The 26,747-nt window shown below is 69.3% G+C and carries 27 protein-coding genes; 19 read left to right on the top strand and 8 right to left on the bottom strand.

Annotated features, from left to right (window positions below; all coding sequences use genetic code 11):
• Window positions 1-51 precede the first annotated feature (51 nt).
• The gene (locus F0U44_RS03945; RefSeq protein WP_149726912.1) at window positions 52-1,236 is read left to right on the top strand and encodes a glycosyltransferase family 4 protein; all 1,185 of its coding nucleotides are present in this window, start codon (window positions 52-54) and stop codon (window positions 1,234-1,236) included.
• Window positions 1,237-1,242: 6 nt separating this feature from the next.
• Here the strand turns inward: F0U44_RS03945 and F0U44_RS03940 are convergent, their stop codons facing one another.
• Complete coding sequence (locus tag F0U44_RS03940; protein WP_188113309.1) at window positions 1,243-2,142, bottom strand: SGNH/GDSL hydrolase family protein; 900 nt, start codon at window positions 2,140-2,142, stop codon at window positions 1,243-1,245.
• Between the two features lie 27 nt (window positions 2,143-2,169).
• A complete protein-coding gene (locus F0U44_RS03935; RefSeq protein ID WP_149726910.1) occupies window positions 2,170-2,532 on the bottom strand; it encodes a DsrE family protein in 363 nt (120 codons plus the stop codon).
• Window positions 2,533-2,578: 46 nt separating this feature from the next.
• On the opposite strand from F0U44_RS03935, the gene F0U44_RS03930 reads away from it, so the two are divergent.
• Genes F0U44_RS03930 through ygfZ form a run of 3 tightly spaced genes read left to right on the top strand, consistent with a single transcriptional unit; the run spans window position 2,579 to window position 4,408 of the window.
• A complete protein-coding gene (locus F0U44_RS03930) occupies window positions 2,579-3,073 on the top strand; it encodes a heme-binding beta-barrel domain-containing protein (protein ID WP_149726909.1) in 495 nt (164 codons plus the stop codon).
• Window positions 3,066-3,488 (top strand): Fur family transcriptional regulator, encoded by a 423-nt coding sequence (locus F0U44_RS03925; RefSeq protein ID WP_149726908.1) that lies wholly within the window; start codon window positions 3,066-3,068, stop codon window positions 3,486-3,488. The genes F0U44_RS03930 and F0U44_RS03925 overlap by 8 nt, the downstream gene beginning before the upstream one ends.
• Window positions 3,485-4,408: a CAF17-like 4Fe-4S cluster assembly/insertion protein YgfZ gene (gene ygfZ, locus F0U44_RS03920; RefSeq protein WP_149726907.1), complete on the top strand. Its 924-nt coding sequence runs from the start codon at window positions 3,485-3,487 to the stop codon at window positions 4,406-4,408. Before F0U44_RS03925 ends, ygfZ begins: the two co-directional genes overlap by 4 nt.
• An 88-nt stretch (window positions 4,409-4,496) precedes the next feature.
• Here ygfZ and F0U44_RS03915 read toward each other — a convergent pair whose 3' ends face one another.
• Window positions 4,497-5,543, bottom strand: coding sequence for an LCP family protein (locus F0U44_RS03915; RefSeq protein ID WP_149726906.1), 1,047 nt, complete (start codon window positions 5,541-5,543; stop codon window positions 4,497-4,499).
• Between the two features lie 142 nt (window positions 5,544-5,685).
• Here F0U44_RS03915 and F0U44_RS03910 point away from each other — a divergent pair, with 142 nt between their 5' ends.
• The 3 genes from F0U44_RS03910 to F0U44_RS03900 are packed head-to-tail and all read left to right on the top strand — an operon-like array spanning window position 5,686 to window position 10,488.
• A complete protein-coding gene (locus F0U44_RS03910) occupies window positions 5,686-8,763 on the top strand; it encodes a glycosyltransferase family 4 protein (RefSeq protein WP_149726905.1) in 3,078 nt (1,025 codons plus the stop codon).
• On the top strand, window positions 8,760-9,782 hold the full coding sequence (locus tag F0U44_RS03905) for a methyltransferase (protein WP_188113308.1): 1,023 nt from the start codon (window positions 8,760-8,762) through the stop codon (window positions 9,780-9,782). The genes F0U44_RS03910 and F0U44_RS03905 overlap by 4 nt, the downstream gene beginning before the upstream one ends.
• Window positions 9,783-9,810: 28 nt before the next feature.
• Window positions 9,811-10,488, top strand: coding sequence for a hypothetical protein (locus tag F0U44_RS03900; protein ID WP_149726903.1), 678 nt, complete (start codon window positions 9,811-9,813; stop codon window positions 10,486-10,488).
• A gap of 93 nt (window positions 10,489-10,581) precedes the next feature.
• On the opposite strand, the gene F0U44_RS03895 is transcribed toward F0U44_RS03900, so the two are convergent.
• Together F0U44_RS03895 and cysD are read right to left on the bottom strand one after the other, a co-directional pair.
• Window positions 10,582-11,862, bottom strand: a complete 1,281-nt coding sequence (locus tag F0U44_RS03895; RefSeq protein WP_246160292.1) for a sulfate adenylyltransferase subunit 1 — start codon at window positions 11,860-11,862, stop codon at window positions 10,582-10,584.
• Entirely contained in the window at window positions 11,862-12,776 is a 915-nt protein-coding gene (gene cysD / locus F0U44_RS03890) for a sulfate adenylyltransferase subunit CysD (protein WP_149726902.1), read from the bottom strand. The genes F0U44_RS03895 and cysD overlap by 1 nt, the downstream gene beginning before the upstream one ends.
• An 82-nt stretch (window positions 12,777-12,858) precedes the next feature.
• Here cysD and F0U44_RS03885 point away from each other — a divergent pair, with 82 nt between their 5' ends.
• Both F0U44_RS03885 and F0U44_RS03880 read left to right on the top strand, forming a co-directional pair.
• Window positions 12,859-13,620, top strand: coding sequence for a DUF4143 domain-containing protein (locus tag F0U44_RS03885; RefSeq protein WP_149726901.1), 762 nt, complete (start codon window positions 12,859-12,861; stop codon window positions 13,618-13,620).
• Window positions 13,621-13,682: 62 nt separating this feature from the next.
• Complete coding sequence (locus F0U44_RS03880; protein WP_149726900.1) at window positions 13,683-14,867, top strand: nucleotide sugar dehydrogenase; 1,185 nt, start codon at window positions 13,683-13,685, stop codon at window positions 14,865-14,867.
• Here F0U44_RS03880 and F0U44_RS03875 read toward each other — a convergent pair.
• Both F0U44_RS03875 and cysC read right to left on the bottom strand, forming a co-directional pair.
• A complete protein-coding gene (locus tag F0U44_RS03875) occupies window positions 14,852-15,901 on the bottom strand; it encodes a sulfite exporter TauE/SafE family protein (protein ID WP_149726899.1) in 1,050 nt (349 codons plus the stop codon). The genes F0U44_RS03880 and F0U44_RS03875 overlap by 16 nt on opposite strands.
• On the bottom strand, window positions 15,898-17,805 hold the full coding sequence (gene cysC / locus F0U44_RS03870; protein ID WP_149726898.1) for an adenylyl-sulfate kinase: 1,908 nt from the start codon (window positions 17,803-17,805) through the stop codon (window positions 15,898-15,900). Before cysC ends, F0U44_RS03875 begins: the two co-directional genes overlap by 4 nt.
• Window positions 17,806-17,902: 97 nt before the next feature.
• On the opposite strand from cysC, the gene F0U44_RS03865 reads away from it, so the two are divergent.
• From F0U44_RS03865 to galE, 5 genes are all read left to right on the top strand, one after another.
• The gene (locus F0U44_RS03865; RefSeq protein ID WP_149726897.1) at window positions 17,903-18,325 is read left to right on the top strand and encodes a helix-turn-helix domain-containing protein; all 423 of its coding nucleotides are present in this window, start codon (window positions 17,903-17,905) and stop codon (window positions 18,323-18,325) included.
• 48 nt (window positions 18,326-18,373) lie between these two features.
• Window positions 18,374-18,997, top strand: coding sequence for a hypothetical protein (locus F0U44_RS03860; RefSeq protein WP_149726896.1), 624 nt, complete (start codon window positions 18,374-18,376; stop codon window positions 18,995-18,997).
• Window positions 18,998-19,115: 118 nt separating this feature from the next.
• Window positions 19,116-19,436, top strand: coding sequence for a DUF2516 family protein (locus F0U44_RS03855; RefSeq protein WP_149726895.1), 321 nt, complete (start codon window positions 19,116-19,118; stop codon window positions 19,434-19,436).
• A 130-nt stretch (window positions 19,437-19,566) separates the two neighbouring features.
• Window positions 19,567-19,935 (top strand): phosphomannose isomerase type II C-terminal cupin domain, encoded by a 369-nt coding sequence (locus tag F0U44_RS03850; RefSeq protein WP_246160290.1) that lies wholly within the window; start codon window positions 19,567-19,569, stop codon window positions 19,933-19,935.
• Between the two features lie 47 nt (window positions 19,936-19,982).
• Complete coding sequence (galE, locus tag F0U44_RS03845; RefSeq protein WP_149726894.1) at window positions 19,983-20,987, top strand: UDP-glucose 4-epimerase GalE; 1,005 nt, start codon at window positions 19,983-19,985, stop codon at window positions 20,985-20,987.
• A gap of 22 nt (window positions 20,988-21,009) precedes the next feature.
• On the opposite strand, the gene F0U44_RS03840 is transcribed toward galE, so the two are convergent.
• On the bottom strand, window positions 21,010-22,470 hold the full coding sequence (locus F0U44_RS03840) for a sugar transferase (protein WP_188113307.1): 1,461 nt from the start codon (window positions 22,468-22,470) through the stop codon (window positions 21,010-21,012).
• 200 nt (window positions 22,471-22,670) lie between these two features.
• Here F0U44_RS03840 and F0U44_RS03835 point away from each other — a divergent pair, with 200 nt between their 5' ends.
• The 5 genes from F0U44_RS03835 to F0U44_RS03815 all read left to right on the top strand — a co-directional run bounded on the left by F0U44_RS03835 (window position 22,671) and on the right by F0U44_RS03815 (window position 26,743).
• Window positions 22,671-23,549, top strand: coding sequence for an N-acetylmuramoyl-L-alanine amidase family protein (locus tag F0U44_RS03835; protein ID WP_223163567.1), 879 nt, complete (start codon window positions 22,671-22,673; stop codon window positions 23,547-23,549).
• Between the two features lie 327 nt (window positions 23,550-23,876).
• Entirely contained in the window at window positions 23,877-24,776 is a 900-nt protein-coding gene (locus F0U44_RS03830; protein WP_246160288.1) for a glucosyl-3-phosphoglycerate synthase, read from the top strand.
• On the top strand, window positions 24,773-25,636 hold the full coding sequence (folP, locus tag F0U44_RS03825; protein WP_223163566.1) for a dihydropteroate synthase: 864 nt from the start codon (window positions 24,773-24,775) through the stop codon (window positions 25,634-25,636). The genes F0U44_RS03830 and folP overlap by 4 nt, the downstream gene beginning before the upstream one ends.
• 8 nt (window positions 25,637-25,644) lie before the next feature.
• Window positions 25,645-26,121: a class III extradiol ring-cleavage dioxygenase family protein gene (locus F0U44_RS03820; protein WP_246160286.1), complete on the top strand. Its 477-nt coding sequence runs from the start codon at window positions 25,645-25,647 to the stop codon at window positions 26,119-26,121.
• A gap of 28 nt (window positions 26,122-26,149) precedes the next feature.
• Window positions 26,150-26,743 (top strand): rhomboid family intramembrane serine protease, encoded by a 594-nt coding sequence (locus tag F0U44_RS03815; protein ID WP_149726890.1) that lies wholly within the window; start codon window positions 26,150-26,152, stop codon window positions 26,741-26,743.
• The last annotated feature ends 4 nt before the right edge of the window (window positions 26,744-26,747 follow it).

Genomic DNA, 26,747 nt, shown 5'->3' with positions numbered 1-26,747 from the left:
AAGACGGGGGAGAGTCCGTTTTTTGCGATTCGAGGGAGAGGGCATCCTCACGTGCGTGTTCTGGTCCATGACTACAGCGGTCACCCGTTCCAGGTCGAGCTGAGCGGTGAGCTCGCCCGGCGTGGGCACGACGTGACCCACTCGTGGTGCGACGCGCATGTGTCAGGGAAGGGCAACCTCGGCGGATATCCCGACGTCCACTTCGAGGCCATCGGCCAGGGCGAGGTCGTCGAGAAGCTGAGCTTCGGGCGTCGCCTCGTCCAGGAGCTGCGCTACGGCGTCCAGCTCTCCCGCCAGATCCGACGGATCCGCCCCGACGTGGTCCTCTTCGGCAACGTGCCGGTCCCGATGATGGCGATCGTGACCTGCTACCTCGTGCTGAGCCGCACCCCGTGGGTCTCCTGGCAGCAGGACGTCCAGGGCATCGCCATGCGGTCGTTCGCCGGCACCAAGCTCGGCAAGGGCTTCCTCGTCTTCGCGACCGTGGCCGGCTGGATCGAGCGCTGGTGCAACCGTCGGGCCGACGCGATCGTGGTCATCTCCGACGCGTTCGTCGACGTCCACCGCAAGTGGGGCACCGCTGGCAAGACGACGGTCATCCCCAACTGGGCCCCGCTCGGCGAGCTGGTGCCGACGGCCCGCGACAACGACTGGGCCCGCGAGCACGACCTCGTCGACGCGCCCAACATCGTCTACTCCGGCACCCTCGGCCTCAAGCACAACCCGCGGCTGCTCGTGCAGCTCACCCGGGCCATTCGCGACCGGGGCACGCCCGCCCACCTCACCGTGGTGACGGAGGGTCCGGCGGTCGAGGAGCTCGCCGACGAGGCGAGGACCCTCGACGTACCGATCACGCTGCTGCCGTTCCAGCCCTACGAGCGTCTCTCGGAGGTGCTCGGTTCCGGCGACATCCTCGTGGTGGTGCTCGACAAGGCGGCCGGCGCGTTCTCGGTGCCGTCCAAGACGCTGTCCTACCTGTGCGCCGCGCGCCCGGTGGTCGGGCTGATGCCCGACGAGAACCTCGCCGCGCAGCTCATCGACGCAGCCGGCGGCTGGGTCGGTTCGCCCGACCTCGGCTCGATCCCCGCGGCCGCCGACTGGATCGTCGACGTCCTCGCCGACGAGGAGGAGTGGGAGAAGCTCGGTCAGCGCTCCCGCGAGCTCGCCGAGCGCGAGTTCGAGCTCACCCTGTGCGGTGCGAAGTTCGAGGAGATCCTGCTCCGCGTCACGGGCTGATCGGCCCTACGACTTCAGCTCGGCGAGCACCAGCTCGGCGACCGCCTGACCTTCGGTCGTGTAGGGGTGGAAGACGACGGCGCCGCCGTCGGGCACCTTGATCCCTGCCATCCACGGGTCGTCCGAGCAGGTGTCGTGCCCGGCGCTGACCTCCCACATGTCGATGTAGGTCGCGTCGATCGCCTCCGCGCCGGCGCGGAGGGCGACGTTGAAGTCCTCGATGATCCCGCGCGCCCAGGCGTCGTCGCCGGGCGGCAGCGGGAAGAGCGCGCACGATCCCTCCGGGGGGAGGATCTGCGGATAGCCGATCACGAAGATGCGGGCGTTGGGGGCGCGGTCGCTGATGGCCTGGAGCGCCGCCACGACGTCGGCCGTGAGGTCGTCCTTGACGTCGGCCACCGGCCCCTTCGGAGCGGTTTCGTCGAGCGTCGTGCAGGCCTGCGGCGTGTTGCCCAGCACGCCCTTCGAGTAGGCGATCGCGCACCCGAAGATGCGGCCGATGAGACCGAAGTCGTTGGCGCCCATGCGGAAGGTGATGAGGTCGGTGTCCTCGCCGACGCCGTCGATCTGCGGCTCGGCGATGACCTTCCTGGTCCGCGCCGTCGTCTGCGGGTCGACCACGTTGTTCGTGTCGGCACCGTTGCAGCTGTGGTCGAGGAGCGCCACGCCCGTCGCCTTGGCGATCCGGTGCGGGTAGTTGACCCGGGTCTGCGAGCAGCCCTCGGCCTTGGTAACCGGACCGGTGCCGGGCGCCGAGGTGTAGGAGTCGCCGAAGGCGACGTACTGGTCGCTCTCGCCGAGGACGTAGGGCGGCTCCTCGGCCTTCTTCTCCGGTGAGTCGTCGCAGGCTGCGAGGGCGGTGGCGAGCGCGAGGCAGGTGGTGACTGCGGCGAGTCGTCGGATCACGCGCAAACCCTACGGCCCCGGCGGTCGTCAGTAGACGAGGGCTTGCGCGCCGTCGCGCAGGGTCTCCTCGACGAAGACCGGTGCACCCGCGATCCGTACGCCGCCGAGCAGGTCGTCCGCGCCGAGGTCGCGCCGTGCCAGGCACTGCGAGCACGCGGTGACGGTGCCCAGCTCGAGGACCGTGGCGAGGAGGTCGGGGACCGGCGTCGCCAGCGGGAGGTCGAGATCAGTCGATCGTTCGGGCGTCGCCAGCCAGACGCCCTCGCCCGTGAGCCAGAGCGACACGGGCACGCCCGACGCCGCAGCGGTAGCCGCCACGGTGAACCCCTGATTGGCCCGCTCGGGCGCATCGACGCCGCAGGTGACCTTGACGACCAGCTCCCGTGTCATGCGCCCACCCTAGAGCTCCGCCGGTTCCTCCCTAGAATGGCTGATCGTGGCCTTCGAGATCCCTGAGAACCTGCACCCCGACTGCGGACCGATCGCGTGGATGCTCGGCACCTGGCGCGGCAACGGTCACGGTGACTACCCGACGATCGAGAAGTTCCAGTTCGGGCAGGAGCTGATCTTCCAGCAGGACGGGCGGCCGTTCTTCCACTACATGGCGCGCGCCTGGGTCATCGACGACGAGGGCAACAAGGTCCGCGATGCCGCCCAGGAGACCGGCTTCATCCGGGCCCGCGGTGAGGGTCGGCTCGAGATGGTCCTCGCGCACAACACTGGTATGTCGGAGATCTGGTACGGCCGGGCCGAGGGCGGCAAGGTCGAGCTGCACACGGCTGGCGTCGGCTTCACCGAGTCAGCCAAGGAGGTCACTGCCGGCCACCGGATGTATGGCAACGTCGAGGGCGACCTCCTCTACGCCTTCGACATGGCCGCCGCCGAGCAGGAGCTCCAGCCGCACCTGTGGGCGAGACTGCAACGTGTCTGACTCCGACTGGCGGCAGGCTCTTCGGGAGAAGGGCTACCGCCTCACGCCCCAACGGGAGCTGATCCTGGCCGCGGTCGACGAGCTCGGCCACGCCACTCCCGACGAGGTGCTCGCTCGGGTCCAGCAGCAGGCGTCGACCATCAACGCCTCGACCGTCTACCGCACGCTCGAGGTGCTCGAGGAGCTCGGCCTGGTGCGCCACGCCCACCTGAGCGACCGGGCGCCGACCTACCACTCCACTCGCGGGCACGTGCACTTCCACCTCGTCTGCCGCCGTTGTCACAAGGTCGTGTCGGTCGATGCTGAAGAAGCCGCGCCGTTCGTGGAATCACTGGCCACCCGTCACGCGTTCTCCCCAGACCTGGGGCACCTGACCGTCTTCGGCGAGTGTCACGACTGCGAAGGGAAATCATGAGTCCGCTCTTGGACCTCGACGGCGCTGTGGCCGGCGACGGCATCGACGCACCGGTGGCCGCGCACTACGGCTCGCTGTACGGCGAGCAGCGCGCGCTCGCCGTCGGTGAGGGCTTCGTCGACCTGAGCCACCGCGACGTCGTACGGATCGCGGGGCCCGACCGGCTCACCTGGCTGCACTCGCTCACTACGCAGTACTTCGAGGGCCTCGCCCCCGGCGTCTGGACCCAGGCCTTGATCCTCAGCCCGCAGGGCCACGTCGAGCACGCCTTCGCCGGGGTCGACGACGGTGAGGCCTTCACGGCGCACACCGAGCCCGGCGCGGCGGCGGGGCTCATCGAGTTCCTCGAGCGGATGCGCTTCATGATGCGGGTCGAGGTCACCGACGTGACCTCGGAGGTCGCCGTGGCGTGGCGCCCCTCGGGGAAGTACGACCTCATCCCGCGCGACCAGCTCGGTGTCTACGCCGAGGCTGCCGGTCCGGCGGCCGGTCTGTGGGCCTTCGAAGCGCTCCGGATCGAGCGCGGCGAGCCCCGCTTCGGCATCGACACCGATCACCGCACCATCCCCAACGAGGTCGGCTGGCTCGGCAGCGCCGTGCACCTCGACAAGGGCTGCTACCGCGGCCAGGAGACGGTCGCCCGGGTCAACAACCTCGGCCGCCCCCCGCGCCGCTTGACGCTCCTGCACCTCGATGGCTCTGAGAACCGCCTGCCCGTGGTCGGCGCCGACGTCATCGACGACAAGGGCAAGGTCGTCGGTCGGGTCGGATCCTCAGCCCGCCACCACGAGCTCGGACCGATCGCACTCGCCCTCCTCAAGCGCAACGTCCCCACCGACGCAGCGCTCGTCGTCGAGGACATGCCCGCCGCACAGGAGGTCGTGGTCGACCCCGAGATCGGCCTGCACTTCCGTCGCTGACGCGCCGCGTCAACAGCGCTGACCGACATGGCGGCCGATCTCAGTTACGTGGTGGCGGGGATCGCCCACTCAAGCGCTCGGGAGAGCGTTAGAGGACGTCCTCCGGCTTGGGGAGCCGGTCGATCGGGTGTTCCTTGATATAGGAGTCGAACTTGTCCTCCGAGATCGCGGCCATCAGGTCGCGTGCCTCGGGGATGTTGAGGTTGACGATGCTCTGGCCGTCCGAGGACGTGCCGGTGCCGTCGGTGGGGGCGGTCATCCAGTCGATCTCGCCGGCGCCCTTGCGCACGATCTCGAGGCCGAGCTTGCGGATCTCGCCGTTGCTCCAGTCGTCGTCGAGGAGCAGCAGCCCGCTCAGGTCGCTGATGAGGTTGGTCATCGTGATCGGGTTGGCGCGCGTGCTGTTGCGGGTGACGTCGTGGAGGACCTGGCGCAGGAAGTTCTGCTGGCGGTTGATGCGGTCGAAGTCACCGCGGGGGAGCGAGTGGCGCTCCCGGACGTATTCGAGGGCCTTCTCGCCCTCGAGGTTCTGGGTGCTCCCGTCGGCCATCTTGATCTCGACGCCGCCGAGGCTCTCGGTGATCCCGCGGAAGCCCTCGAAGTCGACGATCGCGACATGGTCGATGAAGACGCCGAGCTCGTCCTCGAGCGTCGCGACCAGCAGGTCGGGACCGCCCCAGGAGAAGGCGGCGTTGAGCTTGGCCATGCCGTGGTCGGGGATGTTGACCCAGGAGTCGCGGGGGAAGGACACGATCTGGCTGGTCTGGTGGTCCTCGCCGAGGTGCCAGACCATCATCGTGTCGCTGAGGATGCCGGTGTCGCCGTCCTGGATCCGCTCGCGGACGTCCTCACCGCGACCGTCGACGCCGATGAGCAAGACGTTGAGCGCACCCTCGGGCTGCACGCGGGGCGGCCGGTTGTCGCGCTCCTCGAACTTGGAGTCGTAGCGCGGGATGTCGCCGATCTGGTTGTTGAGCACGACCAGCCAGGCACCGATACCGACGAAGAGGACGAGCGTGATCGCGATGAGCACGCTCAGCGCCTTGTGGCGGCGGATCAGGCCCGGTACGGCGGCGTGGCGACCCTTCGGGGCTGCGGCCTCCTTGTTCGGAGCGTCGTTGCCCACATCAACCATGCGTGTCTCTCCCGGGTATCAATCGAGGGATGCGTCGGGTGCCCCCGGTATAGAGGCGGTGTCGCACCTATAGTGTCATGGCGGCCCAGAGTGGGTTCGGGCCGCCGAGGGCCACCGCTAATCCGTCAGCACGGGGAGACAGATGCAACGCGATGACTTCGTGGTGAAGCGCTTCCCCGGCATCGAGTCGGTCGGGGTCAGCGACGCCCGGAGCCGCCTGCGGGTCGCCATCGTGACCGAGGAGATCATCGGCCCGGTCCGCAACGGCGGCATCGCGTCGACCTACTACCACCTGGCCAAGGGCCTGGCTGCCGAGGGACACGAGGTCCACGTCCTCTTCCTCAAGGGCGCGGTGGTGCAGGACGAGACCCCGGAGTTCTGGGTCGACCGCTACGCCGAGTTCGGCGTCACGCTCCACTACCTCGCCATCCCCGACGCCAAGGTGTGGGCGGCGTCCCCGACCTGGCAGGCGCGCTACGCAGGCGCCTACGAGTGGCTGCGTGACCAGGACCCCTTCGACGTGGTCCACACCTCGGAGTGGCGGGGCGGCCTCGTCTACGCGCTCATGGCCAAGCGCCTCGGCCTGGCCTTCCGCGACACCCTCTTCCTCGTCAAGACCTCGTCGCCGCACATCTGGAACCGGCACTACCAGATGCTCCCGATCACCGACACCAACCTGGTGACGGCCGCCTACGCCGAGCAGAAGTGCGTCGAGCTCGCCGACGTCGTCATCGGCGGGTCCGCTCACCTGCTGTCGTTCATGGAGCGCATCGGTTACGAGCTGCCGCCGGCCAACGTCTTCGTGCAGCCCAACATCGTCGACTTCTCCAACGTGCCGGTGATCGACCAGCGGCCGGGGGAGCCCCGCCAGCACGGCGACGTGGTCCGCAGCCGCGACCTGGTCTTCTTCGGGCGGCTCGAGGCACGCAAGGGCATCGAGATCTTCTGCAGCGCCATCGACCTCCTCCACGAGCGCGGCGAGATCCCCGACTCGGTGACCTTCCTGGGCAAGTGGGGCGGCCGGTTGGCGGCGCAGGGCGGGCTCAGCCCGGAGCAGTACATCCGTGAGAAGGCGGAGACCTGGAGCTGCCCGATCACGGTCATCAACGACAAGAACCAGCCCGAGGCGCTCACGTTCCTCACTGAGCGTGACCGGATCGCGGTCATGCCCTCGCTCATCGAGAACTCGACGATGGCGGTCTACGAGACGCTCGAGCAGCGGGTGCCCTTCATCGCGACGGCCGTCGGCGGCACGCCCGAGCTGATCGCCGAGGACGACCACGCGACCTGCCTGGTCGAGCCGACGGCACAGGCCCTGGCGGAGCGGTTGGAGGCGGCCCTGCGTGAGGGGCAGGTGATCGCGCACCCCGCGTTCGCCAACGACGCCAACCTCGAGGTCTGGTACGGCTACCACGCCCACCTCGCCCAGCTCATCGACGAGCACGGACGCCATGAGGCCGTCGCGCAGCTCGTCGCGGGCGTCGACGAGCCCGGAGCCCCGGTGGAGACGGTCAGCCACGTCGCGCTCGTGCGACGCGATGACTCGCTCGAGGACCTCATCAAGGCCTGCCACGCGGAGACTCCCGACGAGCTGGTCCTCGGCTACACCGACCCGCACGTGCGCGCCGCGATCGAGAAGGTCCGGCCCCTCCTCGACGAGGCCTGCCCGCAGGTGCGGGTCGTCAACTGCATCGGTCAGACCTCCGGCACGGCGCTCAACACGCTCGCGGTCACGCAGACCTGCGACGCCGTGCTCGTGGCCGACGGCCTGACCGCCCTGCCGCAGGCCGGGTTCTTCGCGGCCGCGCGGACCGCCCTGGCTCACCGTCCCGGCGTGCTGTTCACGACGTTCTTCGCCCCCGAGGGCACCCGATTGGGCCTGCCCCTCGGCGGCGACGTGGCGACCCAGTTCCTGACCTCGCGCGCCTACGGGCCCGAGGTGTTCGCGGTCCGGGCCGACACCTTCGCGTCGATCGGCACCTTCGAGCCGTACGACGCCCGCCACGGCATCGTGCACGAATACGTCACCCGAGCAGCCGAGGCGGGCCACGACCTGCTGGTGCTGCCCGAGCCGCTGCTGGCCTGGCCCGCCGCGGAGGCGGAGGCGACCGCCTTCGTCGCCGACCAGCTCTACGCCTACCTCAAGGCGAAGCCGCTCATCGACGCCGCACCGCTGGCCCAGCGCAAGGTCCTGCTGGCCGCGCTCAGCGGGGCGGCCGGCCGCCCGGTCGGCACGGTCGACGAGTGGATGCTGCGCACCGACTCGGTCGACCCGGCGCAGCCGCAGTGGCTGATGCCGGCGATGTGGGGGCCCGAGAGCAAGCGGGCGGCCACCCAGCGCAAGGTCATCTTCGGTGTCCACACCGCCAAGAGCGAGATCTGGCTCTATGCCCGTGGGCCCGGTGAGCGCCGGTTCCGCGTCCGCGGGGACGACGTGCCCGTCGAGCTGGTGGCGACCCGCGGGGTCGAGGGCACCGACGACTACACGACGTTGTCGGTCTTCCCGGTGCCCTCGGTCTGGACCCCGGCGACGTCGTACCCGCTGCTGTGGAGCCTGCACGAGGGTGACGAGGAGCTCATCTCCGTCTTCCTGCGCGTCAACAAGGTGGGCGCACGGACCTTCTCGCTGTCTGGTCGTGCCCCGGCTCTGTCCGCGCGCCTGCTCGCGGAGATGATGGAGCAGGCACCGGACCAGCAGGCCACGCCGACCCAGTGGTCTCTCGAGAACGCACCGACCGACCCGGAAGAGGTCCTCGCCCGCAGCCAGGAGATCCTGGCGGCGCCGGCCGGCCCCGCCCCGGCGGCGGTCGGCTCCGGGCTCCGCTCGCCCGAACGGCGCGGAGGCTGGGTCGTCGGCGACTGGCTCTCGGGCTGGGCGTGGGACCGTCAGGCGCCCGAGCGAGTGCTCCAAGTCGCGGTGATGCGCGGCGACCAGCCCCTCCTCGTCGTACCCGCCGACGTCGTCGACCGTTCCCTGGAGGACGTCCCCGGACGCGGCGCGCATGCCTACCGGATCCCCGTGCTGCCCGAGCTCCTCGACGGTGACGACGTGCGCCTCGCCGTTTGGGAGGGCGGATCCGACGTGTACCGTGGCGGACTCCACGTCGACCGGACGGGCGAGCCGCGGCTCCGCCGGCAGGTCGACCAGGGCCAGCCCCCGGCCCCCTCCGGTCCGGGCGCGCCGTCGAGGAAGAAGAGGTCGTGGTGGGGCAGTCGGTGAGGAAACGCGGCCGGAAGAACCGTGCCGAGCTCGACATCGACATCGCGGCCGACATCGCCGTCATCGACGCCCGCTACGCGGAGTCGCGCGACGGTGAGCCGAGCGACGAGCTGGTCGAGGCCGCCTTCCGGCTGAGCCTCGTCGAGCCCCGGAAGAACTGGGCCAACGACGCCACGCTCGCCAAGGTCGCCTACTTCCACTTCGCGCCCGACCTCGAGGACGCGCTGCGCAACTACGACCCGCACCTCGTCGAGATCTCCGAGCGGTTCGGCTACATCAGCTGGCCCCGGCGCATCCAGGAGCACGTGCGGGGCCGCAAGGTGCTCGACGTCGGCTGCGGGTTCGGCGGTTTCGGGGTCGGCTTCCTCGTGGCGGGCGCGGCGTCGTACGTCGGGCTCGACCCGTCGATGGACCTCGACAGCACCGCGGCCAAGGACAAGCGTCGGCGGGTCTGGGACGACATGGGCATCACCCCGCGCCAGATCACCGAGACGCTGCCGGCCATCCGGCTCTTGCAGAGCTCGGCCGAGGACGGCGGGCTCGACGAGACGTTTGACACGATCGCGCTCCACAACGTCACCGAGCACCTGATGGACCTCGAGGGCTCGCTCGCGTCGCTCACCAAGCTGTGCCACCCCGAGACCGTGGTCGTCCTGCACCACCACAACTTCTACAGCTGGAACGGCCACCACCTGCCTCCCGTGCACGCCGAGCAGCTCGACGTGGACAACGAACGGCACCAACAGGTCTACGACTGGCGTCACATCAACGCGGCGCCCGACGTGCCCGAGACCCACATGTTCAAACGGTCGCTCAACCGCGTTCGCCTCGACGACTTCCGTGCGGTCGTCGAACGCCACTTCGACGTGGTCGAGTGGGAGGAGACTCCCTCCAAGGACTCGTCGGTCGCCCGGCTCACGCCGGAGATCGTCGCGCGGGTGCGGGCGACCGTGCCCGACATCACCGAGCGCGAGCTCACCATCAACACGGTGCTCGTCGTCGCGCGCCCCCAGGCCTGACCCTCAACTCATCGGGAGAAGAGAACAGATGACCCAGCAAGTGATGTGGAAGCGTGCCCTCGCGGCCGGTGCCGTGAGCGTGCTTCTCGGCTCGACCGCGGCCTGCAGCAGCGGTGGTGACAACGACTCCAAGGACGACACCACACCGACCGACGGCGCGAGCACCTCGACGAGCGCGTCGGAGAGCAGCAGCCCGTCCAACACGCCGACGTCGACGACCTCGGTCGACCCGACCGACAAGGGTGGCTACAAGCCGCTGCCGGAGTGCAGCGAGTTCGCCACGTCCGTGGTGAAGGGCGAGGACATCGCCGAGGGGGACAGCGAGCCCGGCAAGATCTGCCGCTTCTCCGTCGGCCCGGAGGACGACCCGGTCGCCGTGCAGCTGGCGTTCATCGTCCGCGGCGGTGGCGACTGGCCGGAGGAGTTCGACGAGGACAAGCTCACCACGATCTTGTCCGAGGCCGGCGAGGACGACCGCGACTGGGTCTCGGAGACCACCCGGATCAAGGGCATGCTGAAGGCCAAGGGCTTCGACTACGGGGTGCAGTTCCACCAGACCCTCGGCAAGGCCGAGCGCACCCAGTACCGCCTGTTCACGTTTGCCAAGAACGGCGACCTGCTCCAGTGCTACACCAACGCCCCCGCCAAGTCGCTCGAGAAGTTCGAGGACTGGTGCGGCGACGTGCTCGAGGCCATCAAGCCCTAGGTTTCGAGGCTCGCTTCGCTCGCACCTCAACCAGCGAACAGCAAAGAACCCCGCACCCTCAGGGTGCGGGGTTCTTGCGTCAGTTACAGGTGGTCAGCCGTTGATCATGCCGGCGCCGACGGTCACGCCGGTCGCCTCGTCGATCAGGATGAACGATCCGGTGGCGCGGTTCTTCGAGTAGGGGTCGCTCAGCAGCGGCACCGTGGTGCGCAGCTGGACGCGGCCGATCTCGTTGACGCCGAGCTCCTTGGTCTCCTGGTCGCGGTGCAAGGTGTTGACGTCCAGGCGGTACTGGATGTCCTTGACCAGGGCACGACCGGTGCGGGTGGTGTGCTTGATGGCGAGCTTCTGCCGCGGCTTGAGCGGTGTCGTCGTCATCCAGCAGACCATCGCGTCGATGTCTTGGCGGGGCTCCGGCGCGTTCTTGACGCGGGCGATCATGTCGCCGCGCGAGACGTCGACGTCGTCCTCGAGGTGGACGGTCACCGACATCGGCGGGAACGCCTCCGGGATCTCCTGGTCGAACAGGTCGATCTTGGAGATCTTCGACGTCATGCCCGACGGGAGCACGACGACCTCGTCACCGGGCTTGAGCACGCCACCAGCAACCTGGCCGGCGTAGCCGCGGTAGTCGTGGAACTCGTCGGACTTCGGCCGGATGACGAACTGCACCGGGAAGCGCGCGTCGATCAGGTCGCGGTCGGAGGCGACGTGGACGTGCTCGAGGTGGTGCATGAGCGTCGGGCCGGAGTACCAGTCCATGTTCTCGGAGCGGTTGACGACGTTGTCGCCGTTGAGCGCCGAGATCGGGATGACCTCGAGGTCCGGGATGTTGAGCTTGGTCGCGAACTGCGTGAACTCGGCGTGGATCTTCTCGTAGATCTCCTCGGAGAAGTCGACGAGGTCCATCTTGTTGACCGCGAGCACGAGGTGCGGGACGCGGAGCAGCGAGAGGATCACCGCGTGGCGGCGTGACTGCTCGGTGAGGCCCTGGCGGGCGTCGACGAGCACCAGACCGAGGTCGGCGGTCGAGGCGCCGGTCACCATGTTGCGCGTGTACTGCACGTGCCCCGGGGTGTCGGCGATGATGAACTTGCGGTTGGGCGTCGCGAAGTAGCGGTAGGCCACGTCGATGGTGATGCCCTGCTCCCGCTCCGAGCGCAGACCGTCGGTCAGCAGCGCGAGGTCGGTGTAGTCGTAGCCCTTGGACGTGCTCGTCGCCTCGACGGCCTCGAGCTGGTCCTCGAAGATCGACTTCGAGTCGAGCAGGAGCCGACCGATGAGGGTGGACTTGCCGTCGTCGACGGAGCCTGCGGTGGCGAACCGGAGAAGGTCCATGTTGGTGCCCTTGGTTGCCCCAGTGGTATCGGCCATCAGAAGTAGCCCTCCTTCTTGCGGTCTTCCATGGCGGCCTCGGAGAATCGGTCGTCGCCGCGGGTGGCGCCACGCTCGGTGAGCTTGGCGACCGCGATCTCCTCGATGATCTCGTCGATGGTCGAGGCGGTGCTCTCGACGCAGCCGGTCAGGGTGATGTCACCGCACGTGCGGAAGCGGACGGTGCGCTCCTCGGCGACCTCTCCGTCGCGCATCGGGTTGAGCGGGGTCTCGCTCATCAGCATGCCGTCACGGACGAAGACGCGGCGCTGGTGGGAGAAGTAGATGTCGGGGATCTCGATGCCTTCGCGGCCGATGTAGTCCCAGACGTCGAGCTCGGTCCAGTTGGAGATCGGGAAGATCCGCATGTGCTCGCCCTCGTGCAGGCGGCCGTTGTAGAGGCTCCACAGCTCGGGGCGCTGGTTCTTCGGGTCCCACTGGCCGAACTCGTCGCGGTGGGAGTAGACGCGCTCCTTGGCGCGGGCCTTCTCCTCGTCGCGGCGGCCGCCACCGAAGGCGGCGGTGAAGCCGTTCTCCTCGATGGCGTTGAGGAGGGTGCCGATCTGCATCCGGTTGCGGCTGGTCTTGCCGTCGTCGATCACGACGCCACTGGCGATCGCGTCGTCGATGCTGGCGACGACCAGGTTGACGCCGAGTCGGTTGACCCAGCGGTCACGGGTCTCGAGGACCTCGGGGAAGTCGAGGCCGGTGTCGACCTGCAGCACGGGGAACGGGATCTTCGCCGGGTAGAAGGCCTTCTCGGCGAGGCGCAGCATCACGATGCTGTCCTTGCCTCCCGAGAACATCAGCACAGGCTTCTCGAACTCGGCCGCGACCTCGCGGAAGATGTGGATCGACTCGGCTTCGAGCTGGTCGAGTTGACTCAGCCGGTAGTCAGCGTGGGTCTGGGACATGACGGGAATCGTGCCATGCGCAGCCTTGCAGAGTGACATCGGCGCGAATCGCGTAGACAAATCTACGAGTTAGGCTGCGGGCATGGCGGATTTCGTGGCGCGGCTCGGCTCCCGAGCCTCCGTGCCCGACGAGGTGCGCTCGGCCTACGGCGTCGAGGACTACGTCGCCCTCCTCGCCGGCGGTGACGAGCTCTCGCTGGACCTGCGCCGCGGCCGCCTGGCGCCGTCGGGGCTGCTCGCTCTGCTCGGGGCCATGGCGCACCCACCATCGGCGGAGCTGAACAAGGCTCGGCTCGCGGCGATGGCGGCGATCCCGCCGACGACGAGTACGCCGTACGTCGACGCGCTGGTCGACCTCGGGGTCGTGCGCCTCGTCCCCGGTGCCCGGTCGGCCGTGACGAAGCGCGCGATCGGACGTCCGCGGGCCGTGTTCGACGACCCCGCCCTCGCGCGGCGGCTCGCCGGCGACAGCACCGCGGCGCTGGTCGAGCTCGGCGCACGCGCCCGCCTGGCGCCGTACCTCGAAGGGATCGTCGCCGCAGAACTCTTGCGTCAGCAGCCGACGAGCGAGGTCGAATTCCGGCTGACCCACCTCCGCGAGCGCAACGGCCTCGAGGTCGACCTGCTCGTCGAGCTGCCCGACGAGACCGTCTACGGCGTGGAGGTCCGGACGGCGGCCGGCTTCCGGCCGCACCAGTTCCGCAACCTCGAGGCGTTGGCCGTGCGAGCGGGCTCGCGCTTCCGGGGCGGGATCGTGCTCAACACCGCGCCGGTCGGCTTCAAGTACCGCCCGGGCATGTGGGGCCTGCCGATCTCTGCGCTGTGGGAGTGGGACTTGCGCTAGCCGTCACGCGGCGTTCGCCCGCAGGCCCCGGGCCGGACAGGTCGGTTGCCCACCGTCGAAACATGAAGATCGCCCTTGTCGGCACCGGTTACGTCGGCCTGTCGAACGCCGTGATCCTGGCGCAGCACCACGAGGTGGTCGCGCTGGACATCGACCCCACCCGGGTCGACCAGGTCAACGACCGCGTGTCCCCGATCGAGGACGCCGAGCTGGAGGACTACCTCCGCAACCGTCCGCTGGACCTCAAGGCCACCCTCGACCCCGGGCTCGCCTACGCCAGTGCCGACTTCGTGGTCGTCGCCACGCCGACCGACTACGACACCCGCACCCACTTCTTCGACACCTCGACGGTCGAGACCGTCATCGCACAGGTGCTCCAGGCCGACCGCGACACCCCGATCGTCATCAAGTCGACCGTGCCGGTCGGCTTCACCGAGCGGATGCGCCGTGAATATCCCGGCGCCACGATCATCTTCTCGCCCGAGTTCCTCCGCGAGGGCCGCGCGCTCTACGACAACCTGCACCCCTCGCGCATCGTGATCGGCGCGTCGACCCGCTCGCCGGCGACGGTCGCCCTGGGGCGTCGGTTCGCGGACCTGCTGGTCGAAGGCGCACTCGACGCCGACGTACCGGTGCTGGTGACAGAACCGTCGGAGGCCGAAGCGATCAAGCTCTTCGCCAACACCTACCTCGCCCTGCGGGTCGCCTACTTCAACGAGCTCGACACCTATGCCGCCACCCACTGCCTCGACACCCGGCAGATCATCGAAGGGGTCGGCCTGGATCCGCGGATCGGCGCCCACTACAACAACCCGTCCTTCGGCTACGGCGGCTACTGCCTGCCGAAGGACACTCGGCAGCTGCAGGCCAACTACCGCGACGTGCCGCAGAACCTCATCAGCGCCATCGTCGATGCCAACACGACGCGGAAGGACTTCGTCGCCGCCGACATCCTGCGTCGCAAGCCCGCCGTCGTCGGCGTGCACCGGCTGATCATGAAGTCAGGCAGCGACAACTTCCGGATGTCGTCAGTCCAGGGCGTGATGAAGCGGATTAAGGCCAAGGGCGTCGAGGTGATCATCTACGAGCCCGAGCTCGTCGAAAACACCTTCTTCGGCTCCGAGGTCGTCCACGACCTCGGCGACTTCAAGGCCCGCGCCGACGTCATCGTCGCCAACCGGCTCACCGACGCCTTGGCCGACGTCGAGGAGAAGGTCTACACGCGCGATCTCTACGGGCGCGACTGAGCCTCGGGTTCCTTGGGGGCCGCCTTCTTGGCCGCCGCCTTCTTGGGTTTGTGGTCGCCCGGGAGCTGTTCGAGCTCGGTGAGGGTCGGAGCTCCGAAGTAGGGGAGTCCCTCGCGTCGGCGGATCACGCCCCACACGAGCGGCACCAGCACGATCGTCACCACGCCGACCATCGCGACCAGGATCGGGTGGGTCTCCTCCTTGCCGAGCGGGGCCCAGCCGGACTTGTCGAGCAGCGCGACACCCGACATGGTCAGTACGACGACGATGCCGCGACGGATGTAGCTCTGCGGCACCCGGGGTGCGATCGAGCTGCCGAGGATCGTCCCGGGCACGGAGCCGATGATGAGCGGGATCGTGATCTTCAGGTCGATGCCGTCGTTGATGATGATGTTGGAGATGGCGGCCGACAGCACGAGCGGCACTGCCTGCACCAGGTCCGTGCCGACGAGCTTCACGGCCGAGAGGCCGGGGTAGAGCATCAGCAGCGCGATCATGATGACCGAGCCCGAGCCGACACTGGTGATGCCCACGAGCAGGCCGCCGAGCATGCCGACGAGGAGCGTCGGGATCGGCCGGATCTTCGGGTTGGGGTCGCCGCCGTCGCCGCCTGCCCGCACCCGACGCAGGTTGACGTAGAGGCGCAGCGCGTAGGTCGTCGCAGCGAAGAGCAGCGCGAAGCCGATGGCCATCTTGAGGACGAAGTCGAGCTGGTCCTCGTTGTCGGTCAGCTGATGCACCATCCACGGACCGAGGAAGGCCATGGGCACCGAGCCGGCGATCAGCCAGCCGGCGAGCCGGAAGTTGGGCGATCCGCTCTTCGCGTGGACCAGCGCGCCGCCGCTCTTGTAGACGGCTGCGGCGGTCAGGTCGGCGGTCACCACGGTGGCGGCCTCGCCGCCGCCCACCCCGAGGAAGATCAGGGCAGGCGTCATCAGGGCGCCACCACCCATGCCGGTGAGACCGACGATGATGCCGACGAAGAAGCCGGCAGCGCCGATCGACAGCGCGGTGAGGGTGAGCAGGTCGCTCATGGGGTGGTCCTTCCTGCGCCCGTCAAGCGGGGCATGACGACGCGCAACAGCCCGTCGATCTGGTCGGCGCACAGCTCGGCAGCGGTGCGTCCACGGTTGAAAGGGTCGCCGATCTCGTGCACCGGGCTGGCTGAGGCGCGCCGATGACCGGCGTGCGCGACCAGCGCGCGGCCGACGAGGGACTCGTCGATCCGGGCGACTGTCTCGGCGAACTGGCCGAGGGTGAAGACCTTGCGGAAGGCGCTGGGCGCCTCCTCGAGGACGTATTCGCGGTGCGACGTCTCCGCGGTGAGCACCAGGTCGGCAGCCTCGACCAGCGCCCGCGTCAGCGGGCGGCTGCGGAAGGCAGCGAGCGGAGCGTCGACGACGCCCCGGCCGGCCAGCACGCCGGCCATCGTCTTGTCGACCGGGCGGTTGGTGAAGCCGTGGGTGCCGGCGCTGGCCAGCTCCACGGCGATCGGCCCGCCACCGGCGAGCGCGCTGGCGCGCATCTCCATGTAGGGCGAGCGACAGATGTTGGCGGTACAGACGAAGAGCACGCTGAGTCGCTCGTCGGCGGCGCGGGAGCCGTCGGAGGCTTCCTGGACTTCCGGCTCGGGTGCGTCGACGGCGGCCTCGACCGGCTCCGGGGCGTGGCTACGGCCAGCGGACGGAGCGTCGAGGTCGACCAGGTCGAGATAGCCGGACGCGCGGAGCGCGACCAGCACGTCGTCGAGGGCCTCGTCGATCGTGCGCCCGGTCGTGTCGACGCGGACGTCGGCGTCGGTCGGCTCCTCGTAGGGGGAGGAGATCCCGGTGAACTCCGGGATCTCGCCGCGCCGGGCCTTGGCGTAGAGGCCCTTGCGGTCGCGCCGCTCGCACTCCTCGAGGGGCGTCGCGACGTGGACGAGGAAGAAGGCGCCGCCGGCCTCGCCGACGTAGTCGCGCACCTGCTGGCGGGTCTCGTCGAAGGGCGCGATCGGGCTGCACACAGCGACGCCGCCGTGGCGGGAGATCTCGGCCGCCACCCAGCCGATGCGTCGGATGTTGGTCTCACGGTCCGCTTTGGAGAAGGAGAGCCCTGCGGAGAGGTTGCGACGGACGACGTCGCCGTCGAGGCTGGTGAGGCTCCGGCCGCCGTGCTCGAGGAGCCGGTCCATGAGCGCTTGCGCCAGGGTCGACTTGCCGCTGCCGGACAGGCCGGTGAAGAAGATGACCAGACCCTGCTCGCTGCGGTCGGGCCGGTCAGCCCGGACGATGTCGGCCACCTCGGGAGCGGGCTTGCCGCCGGGGGCGAAGTCGATGATCCGGTCGGGTCCGGCGTAGTTGGCGACCACCTGGCCACGCAGCTCGGCGTCGGCGGAGATGTCGCCGTGCGAGGCGAGCGGGACGGCGACGACGTCGACCGCCGCACCGTTGGCCGCGATCAGCTCGGCAGCGCGCAGCGTCGCGCGGAGCAGGCCGACCGCCGAGAGCGCCGGTGTGCCGCGGCCGACGAGGGCGAGGAGGGTGAGGTCGCCGCGAGCGCGCAGGAAGGAGATCTGCTCGGCCGTGAGGGCGTCGGTCAGCGTGACGAAGATGCGGCCGGCGTACTGGTGACGGACCGTGTCGGGCGCGAGGTAGAGGCGGCGGAAGGGGCCGTACTGCGCGTGCGTCAGCGGCGTCACCGCCCACCCTGCGCCCGCGTCGCTGATGCGCGCGAGGGGGAGGCCCTCGGGGTCGACGAGCTCGACCACGCCGCCTGCGGCCACCTCGGCTGCAAGCGCTTCGGGCAGGGCGAGCGTGACCGGGCTATCGGGCTCGTTGAAGCCGATCGTGGGGGCGAGCGCCCCGACCGTCAGCAGCTCGAGGTCGTCGAGCTCGCGCGGCGACGGGCAGTGCTGGGACGGCGGCGGGTTCGACACGACCCGTATCTTGCCAAACATGCGCAAGACACTAGGAATTGTCTATCACCCGGTCATGTGAAGCAGTTCACGCCCACTCAGTTTGCAAATGCTAACTATTGCTAGCAAACTAGGGCCCATGGTGAAGGCGAGGGTGACCGAGACGGTCGGCGCATTGGGCGACTACCTCAAGGAGCAGCGCACGCAGTCGCGTCTGTCCTTGCGGCAGCTCGCCGATCAGGCCGGCGTCTCCAACCCCTATCTGAGCCAGATCGAGCGCGGGCTCCGCAAGCCGTCGGCAGAGGTGTTGCAGCAGATCGCCAAGGCGCTGCGCATCTCCGCGGAGCAGCTGTACATCCGGGCAGGCATCCTCAGCCCGGATGACGGTGTGGGTGGTTCGGTCGAGCTCGCCGTCCTCGGCGATCCCGGCCTCACCGAGCGACAGAAGCAGTCGCTCCTCGACGTCTACGCGTCGTTCCTGGCCCTCAACGAGGTGGACGCGGTGGCTGCTGCCCCCGCTGACGCCGAGGAGTCCGTGACCGACGCCGAGACGGCTCAGTAGTCCTGATCAACCGCACGACAGCAACCAACAAGAAGGGTGTAATCCACCATGCCTAAGTTTGAGCTCCCCAAGTTCGAGATCCCCAAGGTCGAGATCCCCAAGATCGAGATCCCGAAGATCGAGGTCCCCAAGGTCGAGATCCCGAAGATCGACCTGAAGTCCCTCAACCTCCCCGAGGTCCCCGAGGCCGCCGCGAAGCCGCTCTACGCCGGTGTCGGCGCGACCGACCTCGCCGTCGAGACCGTCCGTGGCTACGTGACCGAGGTCCAGACCAAGGTCAACGCCCGCGTCGCCGACGTGCAGAAGTCCGTCAAGGAGTTCGAGGCGCCCAAGCCGAAGACCCTGCAGGACAAGGCTGCCGCCCAGTTCGCCGACACCCGCGCGAAGTTCGAGGCCAAGCTCGCTGAGCTCCAGGCCGACGCCAAGGCGCTCCCGAAGAAGCTCCAGGGCCGCTACGACGACAACGTCGCCGCCGCGACCAAGCAGTACGCCGACCTTGCCAAGCGCGGCGAGACCGTCGTGACCAAGCTGGTCAAGGGCGAGGAGACCAAGGCTGCCGCTCCGGCGCCGGCCGCGAAGAAGGCTCCGGCCAAGAAGGCCCCCGCCAAGAAGGCTCCGGCCAAGAAGACGACCGCCAAGAAGGCTCCGGCCAAGAAGGCTGCGGCCAAGTGAGCTGACGCTCCTGCCGACGAGGCCCCGAGGGTTGATCCCTCGGGGTCTCGTTCATTTCTGCGGTGGTTGCGGTGCGAGCGGAGCGGGCCTCGAAACCCCCCGATAGGATCGGACCATCATGGGAGGCATCTACTGGGCACCGCCGGTCGACTCGTGGACGGCCCTCGGGCTCACCGAGTACTGGATCCTGATCGTCGTCGGCTTCGCGCTGCTGGTCGTCAAGATCTTCGCCTTCGCCAATGCGTTGCTCTACTCCGGTGAGTCCTACCTGGCGGCCGACAAGCTCAACAAGGCGACGTGGACGATCCTGCTCGGTGTCGCGATCGTGCTCCACCTGGCGCCGCTGCCGATCGGCATCATCAACCTCGCGATGACCGTGGCCGCCCTGGTCTACCTCGCCGACGTACGCCCGGCGCTCGCCGGTCTGCGCCGGCGCTGACCGGTCGCTTCTGAAAGCAATTCGTGATCCGACAAACGAATGTTTGCTCGATGCGTACCTTCGGTATCCCCAGCGTCGTTACGGTTGACATGCGTCGATGGGGGAGCAGGGCGACGCTTACATGGCAAGGGTGGGAGCAGCAGAAGTGATCGGTGACAGCGCAGTTCGGCCGTGGGGGTCGTGGCAGGTCCTGGACGAGGGCGAGGGCTTCAAGGTGAAGCGGATCGTCGTCGAGCCGGGTGCCCGCCTGTCCTACCAGACCCACGAGCACCGCGCGGAGCACTGGACGGTCGTCTCCGGCACGGCCACCTGCGTCGTCGACGGCGAGACGCTGATCCTCGAGATCGCCGACTCGGTCAACGTCGCGATCGGTGAGCCGCACCGCATCACCAACGAGCACGACGTGCCGCTCATCATCATCGAGGTCCAGCACGGCACCTACACGGGCGAGGACGACATCTGCCGCCTCGAGGACGACTACGGGCGCGTCGAGGTCTGACGCGTCGATAGCCACCTTTCACAGGCCGCCGACTACCCTCGGGTGGCGTGAAGGTTCTCGTCACCGGCGGCGCCGGCTACCTCGGTTCGATCACCGCCAAGGCCCTCGAGGAGGCCGGGCACACGCCCGTCATCCTCGACTCGCTGCTGAGCGGTCCACGTCAGTACGTCGGCGACCGGATCTTCTACGAGGGTGACATCGCCGACCGGGCGCTCGTGACGCGGGTCGTCGAGGATCACCCCGACATCGAGTCGACCATCCACATGGCGGCGCGGATCGTCGTACCGGAGTCGGTCGACCTGCCCTACGAGTACTACCGCGACAACGTCGCGAAGTCGCTGGAGCTCTTCGACCAGCTCGAGCAGATCGGCAAGCCGCGCATCCTGTTCTCGTCGACCGCCTCGCTCTACGCGCTCCAGCCGGCCTTCGAAGTCCGTGAGACCGACACCGTCGACCCGACCTCGCCCTACGCCCGCACCAAGCGGATGATGGAGATGTGCCTCGAAGACATCGCCAAGGCGACGTCGCTGCGCGCGATCATCCTGCGCTACTTCAACCCCATCGGGGCCGACCCGGACCTCGAGACGGGCTACCACCTCAAGGACGCCACCCACGTGGTGCCGCTCCTCGCCCAGGCCGCCCTCGGCTACCGCGACACCTTCACGATCACCGGCACCGACCTGCCGACGCGTGACGGCACGGGCATTCGTGACTACATCCACGCCTGGGACCTCGCGAAGGCCCACGTGCGGGCCGTCGAGGAGTTCGACGCGGTCATCGAGGCCGAGGGTGCGCCGTACTCCTACATCAACCTCGGCAAGGGCGACGGCGTGACCGTGCGCGAGCTCATCGCCGCCGTCGAGCGGGTCGTCGGCAAGCCGGTGCCGGTCAGCGAGGCTCCCGGTCGCCCGGGCGACGCCGTGGGTGCCTTCGCCAACGCCGACAAGGCTGCCGAGTTGCTCGGCTGGCGCACCGAGGCCACCCTCGATGAGGCCATCGCCTCGGCGCTCGCGTGGGGCGAGAAGCGGAAGTCGGTCCTCGGTTACGAGTGACCGGCTCGGCTGACCGAACGGGTCAGTACGCGCCGCGGGCGCTGAAGACCACGCCGAGGGTCCGCCACAGGATGTGGAGGTCCTGGAGCATCGACCAGTTGTCGACGTAGTAGAGGTCGAGCCGGATCGAGTGGTCCCAGGAGAGGTCCGAGCGGCCGGAGACCTGCCAGAGGCCGGTCATGCCGGGGCGGACGTGGAGCCGGCGACGCGCGGCGGCGTCGTAGCGGGCCACCTCGTTGGGGAGCGGGGGCCGGGGGCCAACCAGGCTCATGTCGCCACGGACGACGTTCCAGAGCTGCGGCAGCTCGTCGAGCGAGTAGCGGCGCAGCCAGCGGCCCGGCTTGGTGATGCGCGGGTCGTCGTCCATCTTGAAGAGGCCGCCGTCGTAGCCGGTCGCGAGGTGCAGCGCGGCGAGCAGCTCTTCTGCGTTGGGGACCATGGTGCGGAACTTGGCGCACCGGAAGGGCACGCCCTGGCGGCCGACGCGGTTCTGCGAGAAGTAGACCGGGCCGCCGTCGTGGATCTTGATGCGCAGTGCGACGAAGAGGAACAGCGGGCTGAAGAAGAGGAGCAGCGCGCTGGCGCCGACCACGTCGAAGGTGCGCTTGCCGATGCGCGTCGCCTGGGCCCACGCGGGAGCGCCGAGGTGCATGAGCGGCAGGCCGCCGACGGGGCGGTAGGTGGCGCGGCCGGTCGTGATGCCGGTGGCGCTCTGGGCAACGACGACACCGATGCCGCGCTCCTCCGCGTCCCAGACCTTTTCTTGGAGGTCCTGGGCCGAGGTCGACGAGCCGCCCGCGAAGAGGATCACTTCCGCGTCGGTCCGGAGCGCGGCGTCGGTGACGTCGTCAATGGTGCCGACGACGGGCACATTGCCCACCGCGCCACCGATCTCGTCGGCCGGGGTGACCGCTCCCACAACGCGGTAACCCAGCCAACGAGCCTGATCGAGGATGTCGTGGATCTGGTCGACGTGACGGCTGTCCCCGGCGATGAGCACGGGTACGCCGAGCCGTCCGGCCTGACGCGCACGGTGAAGCACGTTACGAGCGCCCCAGCGGGCCAGCAGCAGCGCCGGCAGGCCGAAGGCGAAGAAGAGGGCGAAGAAGCTGCGGGACACGTCGGCCTGCGTCATGAACAGCACGAACGCGACGATCCCGGAGTAGGCGAGGGTCGCGTTGAGGACCCGCTTGTACTCGTCGGCGCCGCCGCCGAGGACCTGCTTGCGGTAGCCGCCACCGAGAGCGATGACCAGCACCCAGCCCACGAGGAGCGTGGGCCCCCACAGGTGGCTCGCCGACTCGGCTCCCGCATTCGGGTCGAAAGCAGGCATACCGTGGTCGAGGAATGCTGCTGCACCGGTCGTCACGGCTGCGATCACCGCGTCCAGGGCGAGCAGCCCGGCGGGGAGGAACCGCAGGACGCGACTGGTCGGGGCCGTGAGCACGCGCGTGCGCGCTGCATGCCCGATCACTGCCGTCACCAGATCACCTCGACTTTGCATTCGACGCAGGGGAATATCCGGATGCCGAAATCCCCCACTCCGACACGCACCGGGCTCAACGAGGTGGAACGTGTTCCGTTACACCCTGCAAAGCTCTGTCTAGACCACATCGTTTGCCGAGCCCCCGAGATCACCGGCTCCGGCGCCGGTGGAAGGACACACTCTAGGCTCGACGAGCGATGAGCACAGCATCTCGAGAAGATCCACGCAGGCGGCTCGAGGTGGGCCTGCTCGGCCTGCTGGTGACGGGCTGCGTCGCGCTGGGCGGCTGCGACGCCGGTCGCACGGCGGACGTGCCCGGCAGCGAGCCTGAGCGGACCTCCCGCTCCGCCGCCCCGACGCGCGCGATCGAGCCCGGCGAGACGGTCTCGCCCGAGCGGCCGCTCGCGGGCCGGGTGATCGTCATCGACCCCGGGCACCAGCTCGGCAACCGGTCGTTCTCCGCCGAGGTGGATGCGCCGGTCGAGGCGGGAGGCTTCACGAAGCCGTGCAACACCACGGGCACGGCGACCAACGACGGCTATCCCGAAGCGACCTTCACCTGGGAGGTCGCACGGGTCCTGCGGCGCACCCTCGTGGAGGCAGGCGCGCGGGTCGTCCTCACCCGGTCGACCAACTCCGCGACCGACTGGGGCCCGTGCGTCGACGTGCGTGGTCGCGCGGGCAACCCTGGTGCGCCCGGGCCGACGGCGGACCTGAAGATCAGCATCCACGGCGACGGCTCCCTGGCCCCCGGCGCCCACGGCTTCCACGTCATCGTGCCGCGCGAGGTCGCGCCCTGGACGACCGACATCGCCGGTCCCTCCTCACGCCTCGGGCAGGACGTGCGCGATGCGCTGGTCGCTGCCGGCTTCGCCACGGCGACCTACGTCGGCCACGACGGGATCGACGTACGTCGGGACCTCGCGACGCTCAACCTCGCCGACATCCCGAGCGTGCTCGTCGAACTGGGCAACATGCGGGACGCGCGCGATGCTGCGGAAATGGAGAGCGCCGCCGGGCGGCTGGCCTACGCGTCAGCCCTGGCCGCTGCCGTGGAGCGCTTCTCAGCGCGGTGATGCGGTTGCGGGTCGGGCGGCTCCGGGGGTCGAGCGGCATGGGTGTGCGGCACCTGGCTCGGTGGCATGACGTGCGTCAGCGCGTTACGGCGCTTGCCGCCGTAATGGCCGCCATGAGGACAGGCGCGCCCGTACTTGGCGCGACATCGCGCCTTCCTCATCCATCGGCGGAGAACACGCATCTGGACCTCGGAACTTTCTCCCCCAAGAAGAAAAACCCGACATAGAGCGGCAATAAGTCCCGAGAGGTTCCAGTCTGCCTCGCGGACCGAGGAAAACAACAGGTCGGTAGTGTCACGATGTGTCCATCGAGTCCCGGAGGTGCGCGTGAGTCACATCCGCACCGCTCGTTGGTGTGACTGGACCCTCGAAGAGCTCCTCGCCGCGAAGGGCGCGACCCGGGTCAGCCTGGTCGTGCCCGCCCGCAACGAGGCCGGCACCGTGGGCGACGTCGTCGGCCGGGTGCGAGACCGCCTCGTCGACACCGTGTCGCTGGTCGACGAGATCGTGGTGATCGACAGCGACTCGACCGACGCCACCTACGAGGTCGCCGCGTCCGCGGGCGCGGTCGTCCACCGCGCCGCTGAGATCCGGCCCGACCTCGGCGCCCACCCGGGCAAGGGTGAGGCGATGTGGAAGTCGCTGTTCGTCGCGACCGGTGACCTGATCGTCTTCATGGACGCCGACCTCACCGACTGGGACACCCACTTCGTGCCGGGCCTCCTCGGTCCGCTGCTGACCTGGCCCGAGGTCCAGCTGGTGAAGGGCTTCTACGAGCGTCCCGGGGAGCAGGGACCGCTCGACGGTGGTCGGGTCACCGAGCTCGTCGCCCGCCCGCTGCTGGCCCTGCACTACCCACGGCTGGCCGACGTGGTGCAGCCGCTCGCCGGGGAGTGGGCCGTCCGCAGGTCGTGGTTCTCCACTCTCTCGGTCCCGACCGGCTACGGCGTCGACGTCGCCGCGTTGATCGACACTTTGGCGCTGCACGACGAGAAGGGGATCGCCCAGGTCGACCTCGGCACCCGATCGCACGGCCATCAGGCCCTGCTCGACCTGGGTGCCATGGCGGTCCAGGTGGCTGCGGCGATCCTCCGCCGCACCACCATGGATGCGGGCGTGACGGGCGATGACGCGGGCGTGCTGCTGCGGCAGTTCCGCCAGGGCTTGGTGCCGTCCGACCGGGTCGTCCCGGTGCTCGAGCGGCCCGGAGCGGAGAACTACCTGTGACGCTGAAGCTGGGCCGCCACACCTTCGCCGACGGCGCCACGTTGATGATGGCGATCGTCAACCGCACGCCCGACTCCTTCTACGACAAGGGCGCCACCTGGGCCGAGGACGCCGCCTTCGCGCGGGTGGCCACCGTCGTCGAGCAGGGCGCGGAGATCGTCGACATCGGTGGCATCAAGGCCGCGCCCGGCGTCGAGATCTCTCCGGCCGAGGAGAAGGCGCGCGTGGTCGACTTCGTGGCGCGGGTGCGGGAGGCCTACCCCGCGCTCGTGATCTCGGTCGACACCTGGCGTGCGGAGGTCGGTGCAGCCGTGTGCGAGGCGGGCGCCGACGTGCTCAACGACGCCTGGGGCGGCGCCGACCCGGAGCTGGTCGACGTCGCCGCGTCGTATGACGTGGGGATCATCTGCACGCACACCGGCGGTGTGACACCGCGGACCCGCCCCTACCGGATCGACTACGACGACGTGGTCGCCGCTGCGATCGGCGACACCGTCCACTACGCCGAGCGTGCGCTGGCTGCCGGCGTCGCGCGCGAGTCGATCGTGATCGACCCCGCTCACGACTTCGGCAAGAACACCTTCCACTCCCTGGAGATCACGCGCCGCATCGGCGAGATGGTCGACACGGGCTGGCCGGTCCTGGTGTCCCTCTCCAACAAGGACTTCGTCGGCGAGACGCTCGACCTACCGGTGGGCGAGCGGCTGATCGGCACGCTCGCTGCGACGTCGGTGTGCGCCCTCGCCGGTGCGCGCATCTACCGCGTGCACGAGGTCGTCGAGACCCGCCAGGTCGTCGACATGGTCTGGTCGATCGCCGGCCGACGCCCCCCGCAGCGCGCGATCCGGGGACTCCAATGATCGTTCTGGTGCCGGGAGTGCCGGCCCTGCTGCCGTCGTACGCCTCCCTCGACGACCCGGTCGCCGACCTCCGGGCCGCGTGCGCCGCGGCCGTCGCGACCCTGGGCCCGCAGGTGCGGGTGATCGCAGCCTCGGCGCCGGCCGAGAAGGTCGCCCGGCACCTGCTGGCGACCGCGGGCCTCGAGGTGGTCGACGACGCCTCCGACATCCTCGTGGTCGGCAACGGCTCGGCCATGCGCACCGAGAAGGCGCCGGGTCATTTCGACGAGCGGGCCGAGGGCTTCGACGATGCACTCCGTGCCGCGCTGGTCGCGCCTGATCCTGCTGCCCTCGCGTCGCTGGACCCAGCGCTGGCCGACGCACTGTGGGCCGACGTCGCCGGCATCGGGGCCGCCGCTGGGCTGCTGACGTCCGAGCTGACGGCTGAGGTCGGCTACGACGCCGCCCCCTACGGCGTGCAGTACTGGGTCATCCGATGGTTGTGACGGGCTCCGACCGGGCACACTGACCCGCATGGAGATCAGGGGCCGCGAGATCCCGGCGTGGCAGCAGGCGGCGTTCGTCACGATCGCGTTCACGGTGCTGCTCTGGGTGATCGAGATCGTCGATGCGGCGATGAACCACCGCCTCGACCAGTACGGCGTGCAGCCCCGCTCCGGTGACGGCCTCCTCGGCATCGTCTTCGCGCCGCTCCTGCACGGTGGCTGGGACCACCTCGAGGCCAACAGCGTCCCGGTGCTGGTCCTCGGCTTCCTCACCCTCGCCACCGGCCTGGTCCGGGGTCTCGCTGCGACCGCCGTCATCTGGGTCGTCGGCGGCGTGGGCGTCTGGTTGGTCGCCGGCAGCCACTCCAACCACATCGGTGCGTCCGGCCTGATCTTCGGCTGGATCGTCTACCTCGCCATCCGGGGCATCGTGAACAAGCAGCCGTGGGAGATCGGCCTCGGGCTGCTCGTCCTGTTCCTCTACGGCGGCGCCCTGTGGGGCGTGCTCCCCGGTCAGCCGGGGGTGTCGTGGCAGGGGCACCTCTTCGGTGCGATCGGTGGCGGACTCGCGGCCCTGCTGCTCACCCGCGAGCGGCTCGCCGAGGTGGGGATCCGCAGCTAGCGCT

It is taken from the genome of Nocardioides humilatus, assembly GCF_008373755.1.
Taxonomy (GTDB): Bacteria; Actinomycetota; Actinomycetes; order Propionibacteriales; family Nocardioidaceae; genus Nocardioides; species Nocardioides humilatus.
The sequence above is the reverse complement of the archived record's forward strand: the minus strand, read 5'-3'. Positions and strand labels throughout refer to the sequence as shown.

Bases quoted from the DNA above. Each gene is read 5' to 3' on its own strand.
- F0U44_RS03935 (WP_149726910.1), bottom strand. From the start codon at position 2,532: ATGACACGGGAGCTGGTCGTCAAGGTCACCTGCGGCGTCGATGCGCCC.
- ygfZ (WP_149726907.1), top strand. From the start codon at position 3,485: ATGAGTCCGCTCTTGGACCTCGACGGCGCTGTGGCCGGCGACGGCATC.
- F0U44_RS03915 (WP_149726906.1), bottom strand. From the start codon at position 5,543: ATGGTTGATGTGGGCAACGACGCTCCGAACAAGGAGGCCGCAGCCCCG.
- F0U44_RS03910 (WP_149726905.1), top strand. From the start codon at position 5,686: ATGCAACGCGATGACTTCGTGGTGAAGCGCTTCCCCGGCATCGAGTCG.
- F0U44_RS03900 (WP_149726903.1), top strand. From the start codon at position 9,811: ATGACCCAGCAAGTGATGTGGAAGCGTGCCCTCGCGGCCGGTGCCGTG.
- F0U44_RS03895 (WP_246160292.1), bottom strand. From the start codon at position 11,862: ATGGCCGATACCACTGGGGCAACCAAGGGCACCAACATGGACCTTCTC.
- cysD (WP_149726902.1), bottom strand. From the start codon at position 12,776: ATGTCCCAGACCCACGCTGACTACCGGCTGAGTCAACTCGACCAGCTC.
- F0U44_RS03885 (WP_149726901.1), top strand. From the start codon at position 12,859: ATGGCGGATTTCGTGGCGCGGCTCGGCTCCCGAGCCTCCGTGCCCGAC.
- F0U44_RS03880 (WP_149726900.1), top strand. From the start codon at position 13,683: ATGAAGATCGCCCTTGTCGGCACCGGTTACGTCGGCCTGTCGAACGCC.
- F0U44_RS03875 (WP_149726899.1), bottom strand. From the start codon at position 15,901: ATGAGCGACCTGCTCACCCTCACCGCGCTGTCGATCGGCGCTGCCGGC.
- cysC (WP_149726898.1), bottom strand. From the start codon at position 17,805: ATGTTTGGCAAGATACGGGTCGTGTCGAACCCGCCGCCGTCCCAGCAC.
- F0U44_RS03865 (WP_149726897.1), top strand. From the start codon at position 17,903: ATGGTGAAGGCGAGGGTGACCGAGACGGTCGGCGCATTGGGCGACTAC.
- F0U44_RS03860 (WP_149726896.1), top strand. From the start codon at position 18,374: ATGCCTAAGTTTGAGCTCCCCAAGTTCGAGATCCCCAAGGTCGAGATC.
- F0U44_RS03855 (WP_149726895.1), top strand. From the start codon at position 19,116: ATGGGAGGCATCTACTGGGCACCGCCGGTCGACTCGTGGACGGCCCTC.
- F0U44_RS03835 (WP_223163567.1), top strand. From the start codon at position 22,671: ATGAGCACAGCATCTCGAGAAGATCCACGCAGGCGGCTCGAGGTGGGC.
- F0U44_RS03815 (WP_149726890.1), top strand. From the start codon at position 26,150: ATGGAGATCAGGGGCCGCGAGATCCCGGCGTGGCAGCAGGCGGCGTTC.